17 protein-coding genes, 1 tRNA gene and 1 riboswitch are annotated in these 21,823 nt (G+C 77.0%); of the genes, 8 read left to right on the forward strand and 10 right to left on the reverse strand.

Annotated features, from left to right (window positions below; genetic code table 11):
- The 3 genes from EJA20_RS18535 to EJA20_RS01385 form a co-directional block, all read left to right on the forward strand.
- Positions 1 to 912, forward strand: a 912-nt coding sequence (locus EJA20_RS18535) for a hypothetical protein (protein WP_164983788.1), incomplete at its 5' end; no start/stop codon positions are given.
- 32 nt (positions 913 to 944) lie between these two features.
- Positions 945 to 2,015 carry an ABC transporter ATP-binding protein gene (locus EJA20_RS01380; RefSeq protein ID WP_129336396.1) on the forward strand — a complete coding sequence of 357 codons (1,071 nt, stop codon included), beginning with the start codon at positions 945 to 947 and terminating at the stop codon, positions 2,013 to 2,015.
- Entirely contained in the window at positions 2,012 to 2,938 is a 927-nt protein-coding gene (locus EJA20_RS01385) for an ABC transporter permease (RefSeq protein WP_129336397.1), read from the forward strand. The genes EJA20_RS01380 and EJA20_RS01385 overlap by 4 nt, the downstream gene beginning before the upstream one ends.
- Positions 2,939 to 2,942: 4 nt before the next feature.
- On the opposite strand, the gene EJA20_RS01390 is transcribed toward EJA20_RS01385, so the two are convergent.
- Both EJA20_RS01390 and EJA20_RS01395 read right to left on the reverse strand, forming a co-directional pair.
- Positions 2,943 to 3,881, reverse strand: a complete 939-nt coding sequence (locus tag EJA20_RS01390) for a hypothetical protein (protein WP_129336398.1) — start codon at positions 3,879 to 3,881, stop codon at positions 2,943 to 2,945.
- On the reverse strand, positions 3,878 to 9,232 hold the full coding sequence (locus EJA20_RS01395) for a nidogen-like domain-containing protein (RefSeq protein WP_164983789.1): 5,355 nt from the start codon (positions 9,230 to 9,232) through the stop codon (positions 3,878 to 3,880). The genes EJA20_RS01390 and EJA20_RS01395 overlap by 4 nt, the downstream gene beginning before the upstream one ends.
- 207 nt (positions 9,233 to 9,439) lie before the next feature.
- Between EJA20_RS01395 and EJA20_RS01400 the strand changes: the two genes are divergently transcribed.
- Positions 9,440 to 9,512: transfer RNA gene (locus tag EJA20_RS01400), tRNA-Lys, on the forward strand.
- Between the two features lie 187 nt (positions 9,513 to 9,699).
- On the forward strand, positions 9,700 to 10,665 hold the full coding sequence (locus tag EJA20_RS01405) for an alpha/beta hydrolase (protein WP_129336400.1): 966 nt from the start codon (positions 9,700 to 9,702) through the stop codon (positions 10,663 to 10,665).
- Between the two features lie 70 nt (positions 10,666 to 10,735).
- Here the strand turns inward: EJA20_RS01405 and EJA20_RS01410 are convergent, their stop codons facing one another.
- The 4 genes from EJA20_RS01410 to EJA20_RS01425 are packed head-to-tail and all read right to left on the reverse strand — an operon-like array spanning position 10,736 to position 14,659.
- Positions 10,736 to 11,539, reverse strand: coding sequence for an energy-coupling factor transporter transmembrane component T family protein (locus tag EJA20_RS01410; RefSeq protein WP_129336401.1), 804 nt, complete (start codon positions 11,537 to 11,539; stop codon positions 10,736 to 10,738).
- Positions 11,536 to 13,347 carry an ABC transporter ATP-binding protein gene (locus EJA20_RS01415; RefSeq protein WP_129336402.1) on the reverse strand — a complete coding sequence of 604 codons (1,812 nt, stop codon included), beginning with the start codon at positions 13,345 to 13,347 and terminating at the stop codon, positions 11,536 to 11,538. Before EJA20_RS01415 ends, EJA20_RS01410 begins: the two co-directional genes overlap by 4 nt.
- Positions 13,344 to 13,997 (reverse strand): ECF transporter S component, encoded by a 654-nt coding sequence (locus EJA20_RS01420; protein ID WP_164983790.1) that lies wholly within the window; start codon positions 13,995 to 13,997, stop codon positions 13,344 to 13,346. The genes EJA20_RS01415 and EJA20_RS01420 overlap by 4 nt, the downstream gene beginning before the upstream one ends.
- Positions 13,994 to 14,659, reverse strand: a complete 666-nt coding sequence (locus tag EJA20_RS01425) for a YkoF family thiamine/hydroxymethylpyrimidine-binding protein (protein ID WP_129336403.1) — start codon at positions 14,657 to 14,659, stop codon at positions 13,994 to 13,996. Before EJA20_RS01425 ends, EJA20_RS01420 begins: the two co-directional genes overlap by 4 nt.
- 50 nt (positions 14,660 to 14,709) lie before the next feature.
- Positions 14,710 to 14,817: riboswitch (TPP riboswitch) on the reverse strand.
- 121 nt (positions 14,818 to 14,938) lie between these two features.
- On the opposite strand from EJA20_RS01425, the gene EJA20_RS01430 reads away from it, so the two are divergent.
- Complete coding sequence (locus EJA20_RS01430; protein WP_276319516.1) at positions 14,939 to 15,880, forward strand: aldo/keto reductase; 942 nt, start codon at positions 14,939 to 14,941, stop codon at positions 15,878 to 15,880.
- Positions 15,881 to 15,935: 55 nt separating this feature from the next.
- Here EJA20_RS01430 and EJA20_RS01435 read toward each other — a convergent pair whose 3' ends face one another.
- The gene (locus EJA20_RS01435; RefSeq protein WP_129336405.1) at positions 15,936 to 16,478 is read right to left on the reverse strand and encodes a TetR/AcrR family transcriptional regulator; all 543 of its coding nucleotides are present in this window, start codon (positions 16,476 to 16,478) and stop codon (positions 15,936 to 15,938) included.
- 116 nt (positions 16,479 to 16,594) lie between these two features.
- Between EJA20_RS01435 and EJA20_RS01440 the strand changes: the two genes are divergently transcribed.
- Positions 16,595 to 17,323, forward strand: a complete 729-nt coding sequence (locus EJA20_RS01440; protein ID WP_129336406.1) for an MBL fold metallo-hydrolase — start codon at positions 16,595 to 16,597, stop codon at positions 17,321 to 17,323.
- Between the two features lie 42 nt (positions 17,324 to 17,365).
- On the opposite strand, the gene EJA20_RS01445 is transcribed toward EJA20_RS01440, so the two are convergent.
- A complete protein-coding gene (locus EJA20_RS01445; RefSeq protein WP_205687306.1) occupies positions 17,366 to 18,883 on the reverse strand; it encodes an MFS transporter in 1,518 nt (505 codons plus the stop codon).
- A 332-nt stretch (positions 18,884 to 19,215) separates the two neighbouring features.
- Here EJA20_RS01445 and EJA20_RS01450 point away from each other — a divergent pair, with 332 nt between their 5' ends.
- Entirely contained in the window at positions 19,216 to 20,610 is a 1,395-nt protein-coding gene (locus tag EJA20_RS01450) for a glycoside hydrolase family 26 protein (protein ID WP_129336408.1), read from the forward strand.
- 61 nt (positions 20,611 to 20,671) lie between these two features.
- Here EJA20_RS01450 and EJA20_RS01455 read toward each other — a convergent pair whose 3' ends face one another.
- Both EJA20_RS01455 and EJA20_RS01460 read right to left on the reverse strand, forming a co-directional pair.
- Positions 20,672 to 21,004: a DUF6510 family protein gene (locus EJA20_RS01455; protein WP_129336409.1), complete on the reverse strand. Its 333-nt coding sequence runs from the start codon at positions 21,002 to 21,004 to the stop codon at positions 20,672 to 20,674.
- 70 nt (positions 21,005 to 21,074) lie between these two features.
- On the reverse strand, positions 21,075 to 21,791 hold the full coding sequence (locus EJA20_RS01460; protein ID WP_129336410.1) for a ferredoxin reductase: 717 nt from the start codon (positions 21,789 to 21,791) through the stop codon (positions 21,075 to 21,077).
- Positions 21,792 to 21,823: the final 32 nt, after the last annotated feature.

Here is a 21,823-nt window from a genome sequence, read left to right on the forward strand (position 1 = left end):
GTGCCCTCCGCCGGGGCGGCCGCGCCCGCCGTCGTGCCGCTCGCCGCGCGCCGGGCCGGCTCCCGCACCGGCACGCGCACCGGCGTGCCGCGCTGGCGCGCCGCCCTGCGCAGCCCGGTCGTCGCCGCCGTCGGCGCGGTGGCCGTGCTCGCCGGGGGCGGGGCCGCCGCCGCGGCGAACTGGCTCCCCATCTTCCGCACGGAGCAGGTCGTCGCCGTGGACGTGACGGAGACGGACCTCGTCGACCTGCCCGACCTGTCCGCCCTCGGCACCGTCGAGGTGCTGCAGGAGCCGCAGGTGCGCGAGGTCGCGGACGCCGCCGCCGCCGAGGCGGAGACGGGGCTGACCGTCCCGACGCTCGCCGCCCTGCCCGGCGGGATCGCCGACGGCCCGACGTACCAGGTCGGCGACGAGGTCACCGCGGTGCTGACGTTCTCCGCCGAGCGCGTCGCGGAGGCCGTCGCCGCCGGTGCGGACCTGCCGACGCCGCCCGCCGGCCTCGACGGCAGCCAGTTCCGGATCACCGCCGGGCCGGGCGTGGCCGCGGTGTGGGCGGACGGGCGCGGGGTGCCCTCGCTCGTCGTCGGCCGCGCCGGGGCGCCGACCGTGGACTCCTCGGGCGTGCCGTTCGCCACGGCGCGCGACTACGTCCTGTCCCTGCCCGGCCTGCCCGAGGACCTCGCCACGCAGCTGCGGGCGTTCTCCGCGGACGGCTCGACCCTCCCCCTGCCCGTGCCGGCCGGCTCCGTCGACACGGACACCACCGAGGTCGACGGCGCGCCCGCCACGGTCTTCACCACCCGTGACGGCCTCATGGCCGGCGTCGTGTGGGTGGAGGACGGCACGCTGACCGCCGTGGCCGGGACGCTGTCGGACGACGAGGTGCTCGACGTCGCCCGCGGGCTGCGGTGACCGCCGCCCCCCGGCCCGCGGCGGCGGGGACCGTGACGACCGGGTCACCGGCCGCGACGGACCTCGCCGCCGCGGCGCGCCTCGTCGCCGACCTGCCCGCCTCCCCGGCGGCGTGGTGCTCGGGCCTGCGCAAGCGGTACGGGAAGCGGACCGCGGTGGACGACGTGTCCTTCGCCGTCGCCCGCGGCGAGGTGGTCGGGCTGCTCGGCCCGAACGGCGCCGGCAAGACGAGCGTCATCAAGATGCTGCTCGGCCTCGTGCGGCCCGACGCCGGCGAGGTCCTGCTGCTCGGCCGGCCCTCGGCGGACCCGCTGTCCCGCGCGCGCGTGGGCTACCTGCCCGAGCTCTTCCGCTACCAGCCCTGGCTGACGGCCTCGGAGGTGCTGCGCCTGCACGTGCGGCTCGCCGGGCTCGACGTCCCGGACGCGGAGCAGCGGGCACGGCTCGGGGACGTCGGCCTCGGCGGGCGGGCCGGCGACCGCGTCGGCGGGTTCTCCAAGGGCATGCAGCAGCGCCTGGGCATGGCCGTCGCGCTCGTCGCGCGGCCGGAGCTCGTCGTGCTCGACGAGCCCACCAGCGCCCTGGACCCGCTCGGGCGCGCCGACGTGCGCGACCTGCTGCTGGACCTGCGGGCCCGCGGCGTCGCCGTCCTGCTGAACTCCCACCTCATCGGCGAGGTCGAGCGCGTGTGCGACCGCGTCGTCGTCCTCGACCGCGGGAAGGTCGCCGCGCAGGGCACCCTCGCCGAGCTGCTCGGGCGCCGGGAGGTGCGGATGCGCCTGACGGGCGTGTCGGACGCCGCGCACCGGCGGCTCGAGGCGGCCGGCACCCTCGTCCGGGCAGGGGACCTGTTCACCGTCGGGCTCGCCGCCGACGACGTGCTCGCCGGCCCGGCACCCGCCGGTGACGGCGGTGACCCGTCGGCGGAGGCCGCCGCCACGACGGACCGCGCCGCCGGCGCCGCGGCCGACGCCGTCGCCGACCTCGTCACGGACCTCGTCGCGCTCGGGGTCCGCGTCCACGCGGTCGAGCCCGGCCACATCAGCCTCGAGCAGCGCCTGCTCGACATCCTGCGCACCGCCCACCCCGAGGACCCGCGATGAGCGCCCCGACCAGCACGACCGCCCCCGCCGCGGCCGACGCCGCCGCCGACGCGCGCCGGGCCCGCGTCGTCCCGACGATCCTCACGGTCGCCCGGCTCACGCTCCAGGAGGCCTCGCGCCGCAAGGTGCTGCGCGCGCTCGTCGTGCTCACCGTCGTGCTCGTCGGGCTCAGCGCGTGGGGCTTCTCCCGCCTCACGGCGGAGGACCCGACGATGGCGGAGCTGACGAGCGGGCAGGCGCGGCTCGTCGCGTCCCAGCTGCTCAACCTCGTGATGTTCGGGCTCAGCCTCATCGCGGCGCTGGGGACGGCGTTCCTCGCGGGGCCGACGCTGGCGGGCGAGGTCGAGTCGGGGCAGGCGCTGGCGCTGCTCGCCCGTCCGGTCCGCCGGTGGGCGGTGCTCGTCGGCAAGTGGCTCGGTCTCGTCGCGTTCGGCTCGGGCTACATCGCCGTGGCGGGGCTGGCGCAGCTCCTCGTCGTCCAGCTGACCGTGGGCTACTGGCCGCCGGACCCGGTGGGCGCGCTGGCGCTGCTCGCGGCGCAGACGACCGTGCTGCTCACGCTGGGGCTGCTGCTGTCGACGGTCATCTCGCCCATGGCGTCCGGGATCGTGGCGGTCGGGCTGTTCGGGGCGACGTGGGTCGCCGGGGTCGTCGGCGGCCTCGGTGCGGCCTTCGGCAACAGCGGGGTCGCGGCCGTCGGCACGTGGTCGCGGATGCTGCTGCCGACGGACGGGCTGTGGCGCGGGGCGATGCACGGCTTCTCCGACCCCTCGGCGCTGGCGTCGTCCTTCGGCGCCGAGATGGCCGGGTTCCCGTTCCTCGGCTTCGAGGGGCTGAGCCTGGCGTACCTCGGGTGGGTGGCGCTCTGGGTCGCCGTCGTCCTCGGGCTCGCGTCCATGGCGTTCGGCCGCCGCGACCTCTGACGCCTCACACCACGTAGCGCTCCGGGGAGCCGGTCTCCGCGACCTCCCGGCGGAACTCCTCGACGGTCCGCGTCCCGGGGGCCAGCGCCGGCTCGAGCACCGCGCGCAGCCGGGCGACGTCGCCGGGCGTGACCGCCGCCAGGTCGTCCCCGAGCGTCGCCCAGACGAGGTCCCCCGCCGGCCGCAGCCGGATGCCCGGGAGCGCACGCAGGGCCGCCTCGCCCCCGACGGCCCTCAGGTGCTCCGGTCCCAGGAGCGTGCCCCAGCCGTGCCCCCACAGGCGGCGCCGCAGGTCGCGACGCCCGGGCGAGCTGCCGACGACCCGCTCCCACGGGCTCTCGGCGTCGTCGGCGCGCACCCGGTCGAGCGTGACGAAGCCCGTGCCCGCCCCGAGCGTCGTGGCGGCGTCGAGCAGCCACGGCACGAGCCGGTCGGTCACGCGGACGAGGTCCGCGCCGCCCCCGTACATCGCCCAGCGCTGCACGTGGACGGCCACGGTCAGCCCGCCGACGGGCCCCGCCGCCGTCGGCACCGGCCACGCGGCGTGCACCTCGGCCACGGGTCGCTGCGGGTGCTCGGGGTGGTCGACGAGGGCCGTGGCCAGCGCTCCCGCCGTCATCGTGCGCAGAGGCGCCCCCGCCCCCCGCTCCGCCAGGAACGCCCAGTCCAGCCCGTCGCGGCCCGTGAGGCCCGGGCGCGGGTCGGCGAGGTCGTCCGCGACCGTCGTCGCCTGCACCCACCAGGTGAGGTCGACCCCGACGCAGGCGGCCACGACGTCCTCGACCGCCCGGCGCAGCACGTGGCGGACCGCGTCCGCCTCGGCGGGCGCCTCCGCCACGGCCACCCCGCCGAGGACGGCGGGCTCGCGCCCGCCCGGCACCGCCGGGCCGCCGACGGGCTCGTCGTCCCCCGGCCCGCCGTCCGAGCTGCCCGGTCCGCTCACCAGAACGACGACCAGGCCTTGGACCACAGGGCCGCGCCGGAGCCGATGAGCGCCACCCCGCCGCCGATCGTCAGCGGGTCGTCGAGGATGCCGATGCCACCGGTCGCCACGTCCTCGACGAGCGTGCCGCCGATGAGCAGGGTGCCGCCCGCGATGAGCAGCGTTCCGCCGGCCGCCTCCGTCGCGGGTCCGATCCAGCTCGGCGGCTCCCACGTCCAGTCCCGCGGTGCCGGCGCGGGGGCCGGCACGGGCACGGGGACCGGCACCGGGACGGGGACCGGCACCGGGACGGGGACCGGCACGGGGACCGGACGCGGCCCCGCCGAGGCCCGGTAGTAGTACCAGAGCATCCCCGCGTCGCCGTAGGACTGGACCACGAGCTGCCCGCGCTGGTACCCGAAGGCGTACTGCCCGTAGGCGGTGCCCGAGCGCCCGGGGCCGCCCGGCAGGTTCGCGACGTACCCGGCGAGCTGGGTGAGGGCGCGCTGCCGGAGCACCGGGTCCCCGTGCCAGCGGGCGGTCTTGACCTCCCACACCGACAGCCCGTCGACGAGGTCCGCCCGCCCGCCCGCGCCGTTGACGCCGGCGCCGGGCACCCAGACCTCCATGCGCGTGCCGGGCCGCTTGGCCGCGGCGAAGTGCACCTGGACGGCGCGGTGCTGCGCCGACCACTCCGTGATGTCCGGCGCCTGCGGGGTGGCGGCGGCGATGGTCGCGGCCAGGCCCGTCGAGGCGAGCGCTGCGTCGGACACCGGGCTCAGGCCCGTGGGGTCCACGAGGTCGAGCGGGTCGTTCGCGGCGTAGGCGTAGTCGTTCGTCGCCGCGGGGGTGCCCGGGGGCTGGGTGACGGGGTCCGGGGTGAGCATCTGGCCCGTGGCCGCGTCGTAGTCGCGCTCGAGCAGCTCGAGCGTGCCACCGACGGTGAGCTCACCCCGGTACCCCAGCGTCGGGGTGAGCGTGAGGTCGGCGAGGTTGACAGGGTCGGTCGCCCCGCCGAAGGGGTCGTAGGAGGTGCTGGCGGCCACGTCGGCCGTCGGCAGCGTGGTCGTCACCGACCCCCACGCGTCCTTGGCGAGCACCGCCGTGCTGCCGTCGGCGCGCGACAGGCCCACCGGGCCCCGCAGGCCCTGGACGAACGCGGTCGTGCGGCCGCCCGTGGAGGTGCTCACGAGCTCGGGGAGACCGCCGCTGGCGTCCCATCCCAGCGTCGTGGCCACCGTGCGACCGCCGCGGGTGGCGGTGGTCCCGACGAGGAGCCCGTCGCCGTCGTGGGTGCGCGCGACGGTCGTCGTCACCGGCCCCACGACGACCGTCTGCGTGGCCGGCCGCCCGGCGGCGTCGTACGTCCACCGCTGCGCGGACAGGGGCGCGGTCGCGCTCACGCGACGCCCGGCGGCGTCGTAGGAGTACCGGGTGACGACGCCGCGCGTGGTCTCCGTCGCCAGCCGGCCGGCGCCGTCGTACGCGGAGGCCGTGGCGACCCCGTCCGCCGTCGTGGCGGTGCGGTTCCCGCGGCGGTCGTACGTCCAGGTCCGGGTCCGCGGGGTCCGCGGGTCGAGGTCGGTGACCTGCGACGAGACGAGCTGCCCGGCGGCGTCGTAGCCGTAGGCGGCCGACCCGGTGCCGAGCCCGCCGCGGGTCGTGGTGCCGACGACCCGTCCGGCGGCGTCGCGGCGCGTCTGGACGGTCGTCGTCACCCCGGCGACGACCTGCGTCTGCGAGGCCTGGCGCCCGAGGGCGTCGTAGGTCCAGCTGCGCGACTGGCCGCGCGGCAGCGCCTCGGACGTGACGAGGCCGTCGGGGTCGAGGGTCCAGGAGACCGTGCCCCACTCCGAGTGGACGGCACGGGTCGCGCGGCCGGCCGCGTCGCGCGTCCACTCCAGGACGCTCGCGTCGGGGAGGGTGGCCGTGCGGACCCGGCCCGCCGCGTCGAGCGTCCACGCCTGCGTGCCGCCGGGCCCGACCTGGCGGACGAGCCGGCCGGCCGCGTCGGAGGCGTAGGTCGTCGTGCCGCGGGCGTCCGTCATGGACGTGCGCAGGCCCGTGCGGTCGTAGCTGTAGGCCACGGCGGAGCCGTCGCCCCACGTGCGGGACAGCAGGCGGCCCATCGCGTCGTAGCCGCGGCGCTCCGTGCGGCCGGTCGCGTCGGTGACCGTCGTGACGCGGCCGAGGGCGTCGTAGGCGTACGCGGTGCGCGCCCCGGCCCGGTCGACGGTCTCCGTCAGCCGGCTCGCGGCGTCGTAGCGACGGGTCTCCCGGCCACCGGCCGCGTCCGTCACCGACGTGAGCAGCCCGCCGTCCCAGCCGTAGGCCGTGGCGGCCCCGAGCGGGTCCACCGCCCCGACGAGGCGGCCCGCCGCGTCGTAGGAGTAGGTCGAGCGCGCCCCCGTGGGTCCGGTGAGCTGCACGAGGGCACCGGCGGCGTCGAGCCCGCGCACCTCCGTGCTGCCGTCGGCCTGCGTCGTGCGGACGAGGCGGCCCGCGGCGTCGTAGGCGGAGCGCACCGTGCGACCCGCGGCGCTCGTCTCGGCGACGACGAGGCCGTCGCCGTCGTAGGCGGTGGTGCTGCGGCCGCCGACCGGGTCGACCGTGGCGACGTGCCGGCCCGCGGCGTCGTAGGCGTAGGTCGTCCGCGCCCCCGTGGCATCGGTGGCCACCGCGACGCGGCCCCCCGGTGTCCACGTCGTGCCGGTGGAGGCGCCCGTGGGGTCGGTCAGCGCGACCGGGCGGCCGACGGCGTCGTACGCGGCGACGGTCCGGCGGCCCTCCGCGTCCACGGAGGCGACGACCGCGCCGCGGGCGTCGTACTCGTACCGCTGCTCGCCGCCCGCCGCGTCGACGGTCGACGTCACCCGGCCCAGGGCGTCGACGGCCTGGCGCGTCGTCCGTCCGAGGGCGTCGACGACGGTCGCCACGCGGCCCTCGGCGTCGTAGGTGTAGGACGTGCGCGCGCCCGTCGGGTCGGTCACCGCCTCGACTCGGCCCAGGGCGCCGTAGGTCCAGGTGGTCGTCCCGCCCTGGGCGTCCGTCGTGGTGGCCACGCGGCCGGCCGCGTCGTAGGTCGTGCGGGCGACCTCGCCCGTGGGGTCCGTGGCGCTGACGAGCCGCCCGACCGCGTCGTAGGCGTAGGTCGTCGTGCCGCCCGTCGGGCTCGTCTCCGTCAGCAGCAGCCCGGACGGGTCGTACGTGGACGCGCGCGTGCCCGCCGCGTCCGTCACCGCGACGGTGCGCCCCGTCGCGTCGTACGTGAAGGACGTGCGGCGACCCTCCGGGGTCGTGATCCGCGTGAGGCGCCCCGCGCCGTCGCGGTCGTAGGCCGTGCGCCCGCCGAGGCCGTCCAGCTCGGCCACGACGTTGCCGGCGGCGTCGTGCTCGAGGACCACGCGCACGCCGTCGGGGTCGGTGACCGAGCGCACGACGTCGCCCTGGACGTCCTGCCGGGTGACGCCGCCGTCCGCCGCCGTGATCGTCGAGGGGACGCGCTCGTCGCCCTCGTACCCGTGCACGGTCCGGGCGCCCGCGGCGTCCGTGTGCGCGACGAGGCGGCCCCTCTCGTCGTACTCCCACCGCTGCTCGCCGCCGAGCGCGTCGGTGGCGCTGAGCACGTGCCCGCGGTCGTCGTAGGTGACGCGGGTGGTGGCGGCGCCCCGGTCGGTGGCCGCGGCGAGGTTGCCGCCGGCGTCGTACTCGAGCAGGACCCGCTCGCCCGCGGTGTCGGTCAGCGTGGTCGGCCGCCCGCCCTCGTCGTGCTGGACCCGCGTCTCCTCGCCCGTGCGCAGGTCCCGGACCGTCGTGAGGCCCTCGAGGTCGTCGTAGGCCAGCTCGACGGCGCCGTCGGGCAGCTCCTGCCGCAGCACACGACCCAGGGAGTCGAACGTGTTCGTCATGAGCACGCGGCCGGCCGCGTCCGTGACGGTCGCGAGGTGGTCCTCGTCCCAGCCGTAGGACGTGGTGGCCCCGGCCGGGTCGGTCACGCCGACGAGGAGGTCGCCCTCGTGCGCGTAGGTCACGGTGCGGCCGTCCGAGGCGGTCGCACCCGTCACGCGACCGGCCCGACCCGCGAGGGTGAGGACCGCACCGGTGCTGCTGCGCACCGCCGTCGGGGTGCCGTCCGCCGCGCGCTCGAGGGTCAGCACCCCGCCGTCGGTCTCGTCGATGCGCGCGAGCCGCCCCTCCGCGTCGAACGACCAGGTCTCGCCGCCGTCCCAGCGCAGGCCCCAGCGCCCCTCGGCGGTGCGGGTCAGCTCGCCCGCGAACTCCTCGGGGCGGTCGAAGCCCGTCCCCGTGGGCACGAACGGCACCGTGCGGCCGTCCGCGTCCAGCATCTCCGCGCCGCCGCCGTCCGTACCCGTGACCGTGACGTCGAGCAGCGTCGTCCAGCCCGTGCCGAGGACGCCCGTGCGCCCGTCCCGGGAGTTGTAGGTGCGTGCGAGGTCGAAGCCCGCGCGCCCGCCGACGGCGTCGAGGTCCGTGGCCGGCAGGACGAGGTTGCCCGTCGCCGTGCTCACCGGGTCGCTGACGTAGAACGACGAGGCCCGGACGCCGTTGAGCTCGTCGGCCGGGCGCGCCACGTGGTTCGGCGTGCCGTTGCTGATGGCGAAGACGTAGCGGCCGGGGACGGAGGAGCCCCGGCTGCCCGAGGCGAGCGCCGTGGCGGCGCCGTCGAGGAAGGCGCCGTTCACGCCCGAGCCCGGGAAGGCGTAGGAGGTGTCCGCCGTGCCGGCGCCGCTGGAGAAGCCCGCGTGCGCCGAGCTGCCGCCCGTGCCCCCCGCCCCGCCCGAGGCGGACCCGGTCTCCCACTGGACGGCGTCGTACGCGAACACGATGTCGAAGTCGGCGTCCCCGCGGTCGTCGCGCTCGACGAGGAGCAGCTGGAACGTGTTGAGCCTGTCGACCTGGTTCGGGAAGTACCCGACCCGCGGCCAGGTGACGCAGAACGCGTCGTGCCCGTCGTAGGTGGTGGTCCCGTACGTGACGACGCCCTCGCCGCCGCGGGTGTCCACGTCCGCGAAGAACGGCGCGATGATCGGACGCTCCGTCGCCACGAGCCCGAAGGGCGTGTACGTCGACAGCTGCTCGTCGAACGTGACGTTGCCGTTGTTGTTGACGAAGGCCTGCGAGTAGGCCTCCCCGTAGAAGTTCAGCTCGAACGGCAGGTCGACGACCGCGGAGGACCCGTCGTCGTTGCGCGGCAGCACCTGCTCGGCGCACCCCGCCAGGTCGAGCACGGCCCCGGGCAGCGCCTGCGCGGGGGCCGCCACGGCGACGCCTGCGGCGAGGGCGGTGGCCAGCGCGACCCCTCCCGCGACGAGACGCCGGGCGTGGTCGGTGACGGGGTGGGGCAGGCGCACGGCGGTCTCCCGGGGGTGGTCCGGGTCCTCCGCGACCCGGGCGGGGGAAACGTACTGGTCAGGGCCGGCGCGCGGGCCTGGTCCGGGCGACTTCACCCGGTCCCCCCTCGACCGGTCACCCCGTCGGCGGGACGCGGTACCGTCGGGCCGTCGCCGCGGCCCCGGCCCGACGACCTCCGCGGCGGGCGTGCGCCACGCCCCCGCGTCGGGCCTCTAGCTCAACCGGCAGAGCAGCGGACTTTTAATCCGCGGGTTGTGGGTTCGATCCCCACGGGGCCCACCGTCGTCCAGCACCACCCGGACCCTCCCGCCCGCAGCAGCGCTTGACGCGGCACCGGCCCACCGGCACGATGACGACGCCCACCCTTACGACGTCGTAAACGTGCCGCCACCTGCACCACCGTCTCCGCCGGCCCCGTGCCGCCGCGGCGGTCCCGCGCGCCGCGGCACGGATCGGGAGACCCACCATGAAGCTCACCTCCACGCCCCGTCTCGGCCGCACGGCCGCGTCGTTGGGGCTCGTGCTCGCCGCGACGCTGGCGGCGCCCGCCCTGGCCCCCGCGCCCGCGTCCGTGCCCGCGTCCGTCCCGGCGGCAGCGCCTGCGGCCGCGCCCGCGAAGCGCCCCGCGCCCGCCGCGACGAACGCGGTCGACCGGCACCACCCCGTCGTCCGCGAGGCCGCCGAGAACGCGCCGCAGTACACGGTGTACCGGCCGCTCGGCGTGCGCGGCGACCTCCCCGTCGTCGTCTGGGGCAACGGCGCCTGCAACCACGCGACGGACATCGAGTACGTCACGGCCCTGTCCCTGCTGGCGTCGCACGGGTTCGTCGTCATCTCCGAGGGCTACTACGCCGGCGCCCCGGAGGGCGTCACCGGCGGCGTCCAGCCCGAGCTGCTCACGGGCGCGATCGACTGGGCCGAGAGGGCGGACCGGCGCGGGTACAACGACCTGAAGAAGTCGCTCGACCTCTCGCGCGTCGCGCTCGCGGGGCACTCCTGCGGCGGCATCGAGGCGCTCGTCGCCGGCGACGACCCGCGCGTCGACGCCGTGCTCTCGCTCAACAGCGGCTTCTTCCCGGACGCGGGCATCTTCGGGTACGGGCGCGAGGAGCTGGCGGAGCTGCACGCGCCGGTGCTCTTCGTCGACGGCGGGCCGGAGGCGATCGAGTACCAGAACAGCCGGGACAACTACGCCCTCGTCACCGTCCCCGCGATCGCGGCGAGCGCCGAGGACGCCCAGCACACGGGGCTGTGGCACAACACGCGCGACGACGCGGCGGACAGCACCATCGCGCTCGAGGCCGACGTCGTCGTGACCAACTACCTCGACTTCGTCCTCAACGGCAACGCCGCCGCACGGGACTACTTCCTCGGGACCTCGCCCGGCCTCGCCGCCGTGCCGGGCTGGACGGTGGAGAGCCGGAACTACTGACGGCGGTGCCCGGGGCGGACCGGCACCCGCCGTCCGCCCCGGGCCCCCGGGCCGTCCGCACCCGTCGCGCTCACCGCGTCAGCGTGCCGGGCCCCTCGAGCAGCCCGAGGGCGGCGCTCGTCGCCAGCACCGCTGCGAGGGGGGCGAGCACGGCGACGACGAGCACCGCGTCGCCGCGGGTCAGCGGCACGGGCCGCCAGGTGGTCCGCGGCGCCAGGCCCAGCCCGCGCGACTCCAGCGCCTGCGCCATCCGCTCCCCCTTGCGCAGCGACACCACCAGGAGCCCGAACACCACCCCGAGGTGGTGCCGCGGCCCGAGCGCCGGGCGCCCGTCGCGGCGCAGCGGCGCGCGGACGGCGTGGGCGTGCTGCAGCAGCGTCCACTCGCGCGGCATCTCCTCGAGCATCCGGTAGCCGGCGAGCACCGCGTAGGTGACCCGGGGACCGAGGCGGGCGTGCTGGTGCAGGCTCGTCATGAGCGCGACGCCGTCGGTGGAGAGCACGAACCCGAGCGCCAGCACCCCGACGAGGAGCGTGCGGGCCGCCAGGGCGACGCCGAGCGCGAGGCCCTCCCGCGTGACGACGAGCGGGCCCGCCGCCGCCAGCAGCGTCCCGGACCGGGACAGCGCGTTCACGACGAGCACGCCCGCGGCGAACGCGACGAACGGCACGTGCGCCAGCAGGAGGGTCCGGGCGGGCGCCCGCGTCGCGACGGCGACCCCGACCAGCGCGAGCCCGTAGAGCACCGCCGGAGTCACGGGGTCGAGGACGAGGAGCGCGACGAGCGACACCAGGGTGAGCAGCGCGAGCTTCACGGTCGGGTCGCGGCGCGCCAGCGGCGACGGGACGACCTGCCGCAGGGGCGACGCGCTCACGGGACGGCCCGGTCCAGCGCGCGCAGCGCGGGCCCGAGCGCGCCCTCCGCCTCGTGGGCCAGGAGCCACGCGACGAGCGGCGGGAGGACCAGCCCGGCGCGGGACAGGACGGCGTCGTCGCGCAGCACGGCGGCGGTCCGCCCGTCGGCGAGCACCCGGCCGTCGCCGAGCACGACGACGCGGTCGGCCAGGCCCGCGACGGTGCGCAGGTCGTGGCTGGACAGCACCACCGCGGTGCCCTCCGCCGCCGCCGCGCGCAGGACAGCGGTGGTGGCGACCGTGTCACGGCGGTCGAGGCCGAGGGTGGGCTCGTCGGCCAGCAGGACCGGGCGGCGGTGGGCCAGCATCGCCGCGAGGCTCAGGCGCCGCTTCTCCCCGCCCGAGAGCCGGAAGGGGTTCGCGTCCGCCAGGTGCTCGAGGCGGTGCCGGCGCAGCAGCCCCGGCACGGCCGCGGCGGCCTGCGCGCCCAGGCCGTGCGTGACCTCCGCGGCGACGGTGTGCGCGACGAAGCCGTGCTCGGCGTGCTGCAGCACGAGCCCGGCCCGCGGTCCGTCCACGCGCCCTGCCAGCGGGGCCAGCAGGCCGGCGAGCGTGAGCAGCAGCGTCGTCTTGCCGACGCCGTTCGCGCCGAGCAGCGCCACGACCTCCCCCGGCCGGACCGCGAGGTCGAGCCCGTGCAGGACGGCGGCGCCGGGACGGCGACGGTCCTCGCGCCGCCCGACGGACAGCCCGCGCGCCACCAGGACCGGCTCGGCGTCCGGCTCGGGCCCGGGCCCTGGCCCGGGCCCTGGCCCCGGCTCACGCCCGGGTCGCGACAGGGCGCCGTCGCGACCGTCCGTCCCGCCGGCGCACCGGTGCAGCAGCGCACGGTTGGCCTCGGCCGCCAGGCCGCCCGCGGCGCCGGTGAGGGCCAGCAGCTCCACGTCGAGCGGCAGCCAGAGGCCCGCCGCGTGGAGGCGGGCGGCGGCGTCCCGGAGCACCGTCGCGGTGGGGCCGTCCGCGACCACGGTGCCGTCCTCGCCGAGCACGAGCGCACGGGCCGGCAGCCCGTCGACCCCGGCCTCCCCCGCCCACTCGTCGAGCCGGTGCTCCACGAGCACGACCGCCGGGCGGGGCGCCGCTGCCCCTGCCGGGCCTCCGGCCGTCGTGCCGTCGCCGCGCACCGCTCCCTCCACCGCGGCGCGGACGGACCGCACGCCGGCCGGGTCGAGCATGGACGTCGGCTCGTCGAGCAGCAGCACCCGCGGACCCGTCACCAGCGCCGCGGCGAGCGCGACCCGCTGCAGCTCACCGCCGGACAGGCCCGCGGTCCGCCGGTGCCGCAGCGCGCCGGCGCCGACGCCCGCGAGCGCGGCGTCCACCCGGTCGTCGATCTCCCCCGCCGGCACGCCGTGGTTCTCCAGCGGCAGCGCCACCTCCCCCTCGACGGTGGGCAGGCAGACCGCGGAGGCCGGGTCCTGCGCGAGCACGCCGAGGTGCCGCGACCGCTCGACCACGCAGGTGCGGGCCGTCGCCGTGCCCGCGACGAGCACCTCACCGGTCAGGTCGGCGTGCACCGCGTGCGGCACCACCCCGGTGACGACCTGCAGCACCGTCGACTTGCCGGACCCGGACGGGCCGAGGACGACCACCTCGTCGCCCGGGGCGACCCGCAGCGTCACCCCGCGCAGCGCGGGCTCGGGCCGCCGGGGGAACCGGACGCCCACGTCGCGCAGCACGACGACGTCCTCGCCCCCGTCCGGCGCCGCGGCGGACGGCCTCCTGTCGACGACGACCCCCTCCGGCCGGGCGGGCCGGGCCGCGCTCACCGCAGGCCGCCCGCCCGGCCGATCGCGTAGTTCTCGACGACGCCCGTGCGGACCACGGCGCGCACGAGCACCCGTGCGAGCAGGCCGCCGAGCACCAGGCCGGAGAGCACCTGGAGCCCGAGCCGCAGCGCGAACAGGTCCTGCCCGTACCAGCCGGACCGGAAGGCGCTCCAGAAGAAGACGAGCGCCGCACCCAGGAGGCCGGAGACCGCGAACACGCCCCACCCGAACCGGCGGTACCGGGTGAGCGCGAACGGCAGCTCGCTGCCGGCCCCCTGGAGGACCGCGGCCACGAGGAGCAGCGGCCCCACGGGCGAGCCGAGGAACGCGAACTCGACCACGGCCGCGAGCACCTCCGCGACCACGCCCGCGAACGGTCGCCGCACGATCGCGACCGCGACGGGCGCGACGAGGAGCCAGCCGCCGAGCAGCAGGTGCTGCGCGAGGTCGCCGGCCGGCCCCATGAGCAGCGCCAGCCCGTTCCACGCCTGCACGAGCGCCCAGTAGGCGAAGCCGAAGACGACGCCGAGCACCACGACGAGGACGAGGTCCTTCAGCGCCCAGGCCCGGGTCGGGGCGGGCCCGGCGGCAGCGGACCCGGCCGGGGCCGCGGGCACGGTCGCCCCGCCGGCGGCGCCGTCGCGGCTCACGCGGCGGCCCCGCTCGGGGAGCCGACGGAGACCGTGAGGTGGGTGACGACGTGCGCGACGTGCGCCCCCACCTCGGCCCAGGCGTCGGCCGCGGTGGCCAGCACGTCGGCGAGGTCGCCGGACAGGCGGGTGGCGTAGTGGGCGGCGCCGGTGGCGGTGCCGCGGTCCCGGGCACGGGCGATCGCGCGCTCGATGTGCTCCATGTGGTCGCCGGCGGCGCTGCCCCCGTCCAGCAGCGGGTACAGCGACCACTGCGCGGTGGCGGCGAGCCCCGTCGGCGGCAGCGCGACCGGCTCCGCGGCGGGCAGGCCCGTCACCGCGAGGTCGCAGCCCACCTCGCCGGGGCAGCCGCGCGAGAGCAGGACGTGGGCGACGACGTGCCCGCCGCCCGTCCGGCGCGAGGCGGCCGTGACGACGCCGGCGAGGTAGCCGACGAGACGCCCCTCCGCCGGGGCCTCGCGGGCGCCGACGTAGGTGCTCACGTCGTCGGTCTCCAGGACGAGGCCCTCGGCCAGGCCGGCCGCCTCGGCGTCCGCCAGCGCGCCCAGGACGACGGCGACGAAGTCGTCCGTGTGGGGGTGCAGGCTGAACCGCATCCCGATGCCGAGCGCCTGCGGCGTGGGCTCCGTCGTGCTCGTCGCGGGCATGGTCGTCGTGCTCATGGCGGTCCCTCTCCAGGGCCCGCGGGTGCGTGCGAGACCGGTCGACGCGCACGTCGACCGGTGCCCTGCTCCCTACGCCGGTACGAACCGGATCAGGTGTACGGGTCTGCGGACGGTCCGCACTCTCAGCGCTCCTCAGCGCTCCCCGGGGGTGCGGCCGAACCTAGCGACGGCCCCGGGCGGTGTCCACCGGCGCCACCACCCGTACCGAGCGGTGGACACCCGGCGGCGCCGGGGCGAGCCTGACGGCATGGAGTACCCCACCTCGGCCGCTCCGGCCTGTCCGTCTCCCGCCTGTGCCTGGGCACGATGAACTTCGGGCCCCACACGCCCGAGCCCGACGCGCACGCGATCCTCGACGCCGCCCACGAGCACGGCATCAACTTCGTCGACACGGCCAACCGGTACGGCGGCGAGCTCGGGGCCGGCGCGACGGAGTCCATCCTCGGGCGCTGGTTCGCGCAGGGCGAGGGCCGCCGCGAGCGCACCGTGCTCGCCACGAAGCTCTACGGCGCGATGTCGGAGTGGCCGAACGACGAGAAGCTGTCCGCGCTGAACATCCGCCGCGCGCTCGACGCGAGCCTGCAGCGGCTGCAGACGGACCACGTCGACCTCTACCAGTTCCACCACGTCGACCGGGGCACGCCGTGGGACGAGATCTGGCAGGCGATGGAGGTGGCCGTCGCGCAGGGCAAGGTGCTGTACGCGGGGAGCAGCAACTTCGCCGGCTGGCACCTGGCGACCGCGCAGGAGCACGCCCGCCGTCGGGGCTACACCGGCCTGGTGAGCGAGCAGTCGATCTACAACCTGCTGACGCGCGACATCGAGCTCGAGGTCATCCCGGCCGCGCAGCACAACGGCATCGGGATCATCCCGTGGTCGCCGCTGCAGGGCGGCCTCCTCGGGGGCGTCGTCCGCAAGGAGCGCGACGGGAAGCGGCGCACGGAGGGCCGCGCGAAGGAGGCGCTCGAGCAGCACCGCGGGGCGATCGAGGCCTTCGAGGACCTCGCCGACGAGCTCGGGCAGGAGCCCGGGGACGTCGCGCTCGCGTGGCTGCTGCACCAGCCCGCCGTCACCGCGCCGATCATCGGCCCCCGCACGCGCGAGCAGCTCGACGCGGGCGTCCGCGCGCTCGACGTGACGCTCGACGAGGCCACGCTCGCCCGCCTCGACGAGATCTTCCCGGGCCGCCGTACCGCCCCGGAGGACTACGCCTGGTGACGACCGCCCGCCGGCCCGGGCCCCGACCGGGCCGGGGTCGGCGGGCGCCCGCCCGTCACGACGGCCGCTCCCGGTCCGACGACAGCCCCGCGACGAGGTGGGCGAGCCCGTAGTCGAAGGCCTCCTCCACGCTGCCCCCGAGCCGGAAGGCCCCGGCCAGCTCCATCGTGAGGAACCCGGTCACCCACGCGGTGACGAGCCGGGCCGCGGCGAGCGCGTCGTCGGGGCCGACGAGGGCCTCCGTCGCCCGCAGCACGGGTCCGGCGGCGCGCGCCAGGGCGTCGGGGTCGGCCCCGGCCGACATCGCGAGCCGGAAGCCCGCCGGCCGCTCCTGCGCGAAGGCGCGGAACCCCCGGGCCACGGCCTCGAGCGTCGCCGGGGCCGCGACGAGCCGCGCGGTGAGGTCGTCCACCGTGGCGACGACCACGAGCTCGAGGAGCGCGTCCCGGTCCCGGACCCGCTTGTAGAGGGACGGCGCCTTCACGCCGACGCGTGAGGCGACCGCCTGCATCGTCAGCCCCGCGGGCCCCTCGTGCTCCAGCAGGTCCCTCCCCGCGGCGACGATCGCGTCCAACGAGGTGCGCTCGGGCGTCGGCATCGTGGACTCCCTCTCCGAAGGCTATTGACGTTAGCCATCAAGGCTACGTACCGTAGCCATGTCTACCAGCGCCACCCCCGCCGCACCCGGCGGGGCACCCCCACGAGGAGATCGCCATGGAGCTCGGACCGCACCTGCGCCGCATCGGGAACGACGTCGTCGCCGTGCACCTCGTCGTCACCGACGAGGGCGTCACCGTGATCGACGCCGGGCTGCCCGGGCACTGGCGGGAGCTCGTCGCCGAGCTCGCCGCGGTCGGTCGCACGCCCGACGACGTGCGCGGGGTGGTCCTCACGCACGGCGACTCCGACCACGTGGGCTTCGCCGAGCGCCTGCGCCGCGAGCACGGCGTGCCGATCCACGTGCACGCGGCCGACGCCGACCGCGCCCGGGGCGCGAAGGCACCGGGCACCAGCTGGGGCGCCTGGCGGCCCGGCCCCACCCTGGGCTTCCTGGCCTACTCCGCGCGTCGCGGGGGCCTGCGGCCGTCGCACCCGTCCGAGGTGGTGGAGGTGGCGGACGGGGACGTGCTGGACCTGCCCGGCGCCCCGCGGGTCATCGGCCTGCCCGGCCACTCCCCGGGCAGCATCGCCGTGCACGTGCCCGTCGCCGACGCCGTCTTCGTCGGCGACGCCCTCACGACGCGGCACGTGCTGACGGGCCGCACGGGCCCCGCGCCCGCGCCCTTCACGGACGACGCCGCGGCGGCGCTGCGCTCGCTGGACCGGCTCGCCGACGTCGCCGCCGGCTGGGTGGTCCCGGGGCACGGCGCGCCGTGGCGCGGCACGCCGGCGGCCGCCGCGGAGCTCGTCCGCGCGGCCGCGCGGGAGGCCTCCGCCCTCTGACGCCCGGCCCGCCCCCGGCGGGACGCGCCCCTCGTCGGGCGGTCAGGCCGTCGGCGACGCGTCCCGCCCCGAGGCCGGTCGCGTCGCCGGCCCCGGCCCGGCCACCGGCCCCGACGGGGCGTCCGCGAGGTCCGCCACCGGCGGCCGGGCGCGCGCGAAGGAGCCCGACAGGGACCGGTACTGCGGGCTCGCGAGCGCCAGGACCGTCACCACGAGACCGGCGGCACCCGTGACGACGAACACGAGGGCGATGGCCCGCGCCTGCCCCGTGCCGAACCACGCGCCGATCGCGTCCGCCCCGGCGCCGTCGGTCATGAACGGGACGACGGCGAACTGCGTGAGGGGCCCGACGAGGAACGCCGTCAGGGGCGCGGCCGACTGCTCGACGCTCTGCGCGAAGCCGAACACCCGCCCCTGCCGCTCGTAGGGCACCACGCGCTGCAGCACGGTCTGCTCCGCGGCCTCGGCGAACGGCATGAGGAGCATGAAGACGGCCATCGCGACGGTGAGGGTGACGACGGACGCGGCGAGCGGGAAGAGCATCGTCACCGCCCACGCCCCCACGTTGACGAGCAGCAGCAGGCGCACGGGCCGTGCTCCCAGGCCCAGCCGCGCGACGAGCAGCCCGCCGACGATCATGAGCGCGCTGAGCCCTCCCCAGAGCAGCCCCCACACCTGCACGGACACGAGCGAGAGCCCGTAGGCGTCCATGAGCGCCATGAAGGCGCCGCCGAGGAAGTTGTTGAAGCAGCTGAAGCCGATGAGGGGCACGAGCCCGGGGACGCCGCGCACCAGCCGCCAGGTCCCCCGCAGGTCGACGCCGGCGCCGAGGTCGGGCCCGGGGCCGGGCCCGGGGTCGGGCCCGGCGTCGGGCCCGGCACCGGGGCCACCGCCCGACCTCCCGTCCTCGGCCGCGTGCGGCGGCCGCTCCGGCACGTGCACGCGCGCGAGGTGCGCCACGGACGCGACGAGCACGACGAGCGCGAGCAGCAGGACGGGCAGCATCCCGCCGGCGGCCACGAGCACGCCGCTGAGGACCGACGTGACGAGCATCGAGGTGCCCGTCACCGTCCCGACGAGCCCGTTCGCCCGGTCCCGACGGTCCTCGGGGACGAGCAGCGTCACGAGCGTGGGCAGCGCGATCATCCGCGGGTTGCCGGCGATGACGCCGACCATGAGCAGCACGATGAGGACCCACAGCTCCCAGGAGCCCACGTCCGTGAACGTGCGCGCCGGCGTCACCAGGTACAGCGCCAGGCAGAGCGCGTAGATCGCGGCGGACGCGAGCGCGGAGGCCTGCAGCACCGTCCGCTTGGGGTGGTGGTCGACGAGGCTGCCGAACCAGATGCCGGTGGCGGCCGTGGCGACGAGGAACACCCCGGCCACCGTGCCCGTGGCGAAGACGGAGCGCGTCTCCAGGAACACCCAGAACGTCAGGGCGAACCACACGGTGTAGTTGACGAGCGCGACGACCGCGTTGCTCACGAGGAGGTGGGCGAACACGCGTTGCGTCCCGGTGCGCAGATCGAGCCGGGGGGAGGCGTCCTGGGAGCCGGCCACGGGCGTTCCTCTCGTCGTGCGGGCGCCCCCGGGAGGGGCGGCTCCCCCGTCCTGACCCGGCGCGGCTGCCGGAGTCATCGCCCCGCCGCGACCGCCCCCGGCGGGTGCCCGATATGCGGCTTTCACCCGGAAGAGTGGAACGAGACCTAGATCACATGCGCGCGCACAGGCCCCGCGGCGACCTGCACGTATACGGCACCTGGGGGAACGGCGCCACCGGAAGCAGCGGGTGAAAGTCAAGAGCCAGAGAGTGACGTCCGACATAAGGGGGGACGACGTCTCACCCGGAGGATCCGGCCGAGGCATACCGACCTGGACCCCTGGAGGCTCCTGTGCACCTCCCCCTGGCTCTCGCCCGTACCGCCCGACGTGCCGTCGGCGCCGCGCTGGCCCTCACCGTGGCCACGACCGGCTTCCTCGCCGGCGCCGCACCCGCCTCGGCGAACCCCTCGGAGAGCTCCGCGACGCGGACCCGCTCCGGCGCCTACGTCGGCGCCCGCAACTTCACCGCCCTCGCCGCCTTCGAGTCCATGCGCGGCGCCCGCGCCACGATCGGCTTCGACTTCCTGGACGGCACGAGCTGGACGTCCATGAAGAACCCGTGGGTGATGAACGGCTGGTCCGGCAAGGGCCTCGAGGTCGTCTACTCCGCCCCGATGCTGCCGGCGGACTCCTCCACGACGCTCCAGGCCGGCGCCCGCGGCTCGTACAACGCGCACTGGAAGACGATCGCGCAGAACCTCGTCGCGGCGAAGCAGCCGAACGCCGTCCTGCGCATCGGCTGGGAGATGAACGGGAACTGGTTCCGCTGGTCGGCCATCCCGGACCCGGGCGCCTACGTCGCCTACTGGCGCCAGATCGTCACGACGATGCGCTCGGTCCCCGGGACGAACTTCAGGTTCGAGTGGGCCCCGAACATCGGCCAGGGCAGCAAGACGGGCTTCAACAAGGAGTCCGCGTACCCGGGTGACGCCTACGTCGACCTCGTCGGCATGAGCTTCTACGACCAGCACTGGGGCATGGCGCCGAGCCGCTCCGCCGACCGCTGGCGGGACTTCCTCACGATGTCGGGCGGCCTGCAGTGGGCGGCCGACTTCTCCCGGGCCCACGGCAAGCGCGCCTCGCTCTCCGAGTGGGGCCTGTCCAAGCGGTGCGACGGCCACGGCGGCCTGGACAACCCGCTGTACATCAACAACGTCCTCGCCTTCGCGGACAAGCACGACTTCTACTACGAGAGCTACTACGACTGGAACGTCAGCTCCTGCGAGATCCACAAGGTCACGACCGGCGTCTTCCCGACCGCCCGCGAGGCCTACAAGAAGTGGTTCCAGCCCCGCCCCGTCGTGACCTTCTCCTCCGGGACCCCGACGACGAGCACCGTCCCCGCGGCGGACGCGACCCTCTCGGCCGCCCTCAAGCTCAGCACGAGCTCCTCGCGCTCCAACCCGGTGGCGCTCGCCGGCCGGACCGTGTCCGGCAAGGTGTACCTCTTCGTGACGCCGAGCAGGACGCCCGCGTCGATCTCGTACCACCTGGACGACCCGACGATGTCGAAGGCCCCGCGGACGGTCGAGCGGACGGCGCCCTGGGACTTCCTCGGCGGCTCCACCACGGTCGCCAACCCGTTCGACACGAGCACGCTGGCCGCCGGGTCGCACACCCTGACGATCTCCGTGACGTACACGGACGGCTCGAAGCAGGTCGGCCGCGCGAGCTTCACGCGCTGACCCCTCGCCCGCACCGGCCGACGCCCCGCTCCCCCGCACCGGGGGGCGGGGCGTCGTCGTCTCAGCCGCCCGCCCCCGGAGCCCCACCGGTCGGCGCCGCGCCGGTCAGCGCCGCGAGGCAGCCGACCTCCAGGCGCACCCCGCCCGGGACGTGCAGCACCGTGAGCAGCGTGCGCGTGCACCCGCGGCACCGCACGAGCGCCCCCGCCGCGTCGACCTCGACGACGGCCTGAGCCAGCGGCGCGTGCGCCCCGCACCCGCGGCACTCGGCCACGGCGGTCGTCACCTCCACGGCGAGGACCTCCCCCAGCAGCCCGGCGGCGGCGTTGCCGTCGACGGGCGGCCGCCCCGCCGGTGTCCCCGCCCCGGGCCGGGGCGGGTGCGGGCCCGTCACGACCGCCCCCGCGTCCCGGGCCGTGCGCGTCCCGTGCCCCCCGTGCCTGCTCCGCCTGCCGTGCCCCCCATCAGGACCCCCCGAACCGTTCGGTGCGGATGCGGCCCGGCGGGTGCCCGGCCGCGACGAGCAGCGACGCGGCGGCCTCGACGAACCCCGTCGGCCCGCACACGTACACGGTGGGGCCCGCCTCCGGCGGCAGGGCCGCCGCCGCGAGGCCGGCCGCCGTCAGCCGCCCGGGCGTCCCGGGCCACCCCGGCGGCGCCGCGCGGGTCCACACCCAGTCGAGGCGGAACGCGTCGTCGACGAGCGCCTCCAGCTCGGGCCGGTAGAAGGCGTCCGCCGGGGTCCGCACGGAGCACAGCAGGCGGAACGGCGCCGGGCTGCGGGCCGCGGCGTGCGCGCGGACCATCGCGACGAGCGGCACGACCCCCGACCCGCCGGCGACGAGCTGCACCGGCCCGGGGTCCTCGGGCTGCCAGACGAAGTACCGGCCGAGCGGCCCGCGGACCTCGAGCACGTCACCGGGGCGCACGTCCTGGACGAGGTAGGGCGAGACCTCGCCGTCGGGCACCTCGTCGACCGCCAGCTCGACCCGCTCCCCAGCACCGACGGACGCCACGGAGTACGAGCGCACGGCCTGGTACCCGTCCTCCGCGGTGAGGCGCAGGTCGAGGTGCTGCCCGGCGAGGTTGCCCGGCCACCCGGGCACGTCGAGCACGAGCACCCGCCCCGACGCGGACGCCGGCACCACCTCGGCGACCCGCGCCGCCAGCCAGCCGCTCACGCACGCCCCGCCGGCGGCCGCACCGGCACGGG

This window comes from Cellulomonas endophytica, assembly GCF_004123805.1.
In the GTDB taxonomy this organism is placed as follows: domain Bacteria; phylum Actinomycetota; class Actinomycetes; order Actinomycetales; family Cellulomonadaceae; genus Cellulomonas; species Cellulomonas endophytica.

Excerpts from the sequence above, each read along its gene's own strand:
- EJA20_RS01425 (WP_129336403.1), bottom strand. The coding sequence starts at position 14,659 with ATGAGCACGACGACCATGCCCGCGACGAGCACGACGGAGCCCACGCCG.
- EJA20_RS01435 (WP_129336405.1), bottom strand. The coding sequence starts at position 16,478 with ATGCCGACGCCCGAGCGCACCTCGTTGGACGCGATCGTCGCCGCGGGG.
- EJA20_RS01385 (WP_129336397.1), top strand. The coding sequence starts at position 2,012 with ATGAGCGCCCCGACCAGCACGACCGCCCCCGCCGCGGCCGACGCCGCC.
- EJA20_RS01440 (WP_129336406.1), top strand. The coding sequence starts at position 16,595 with ATGGAGCTCGGACCGCACCTGCGCCGCATCGGGAACGACGTCGTCGCC.
- EJA20_RS01405 (WP_129336400.1), top strand. The coding sequence starts at position 9,700 with ATGAAGCTCACCTCCACGCCCCGTCTCGGCCGCACGGCCGCGTCGTTG.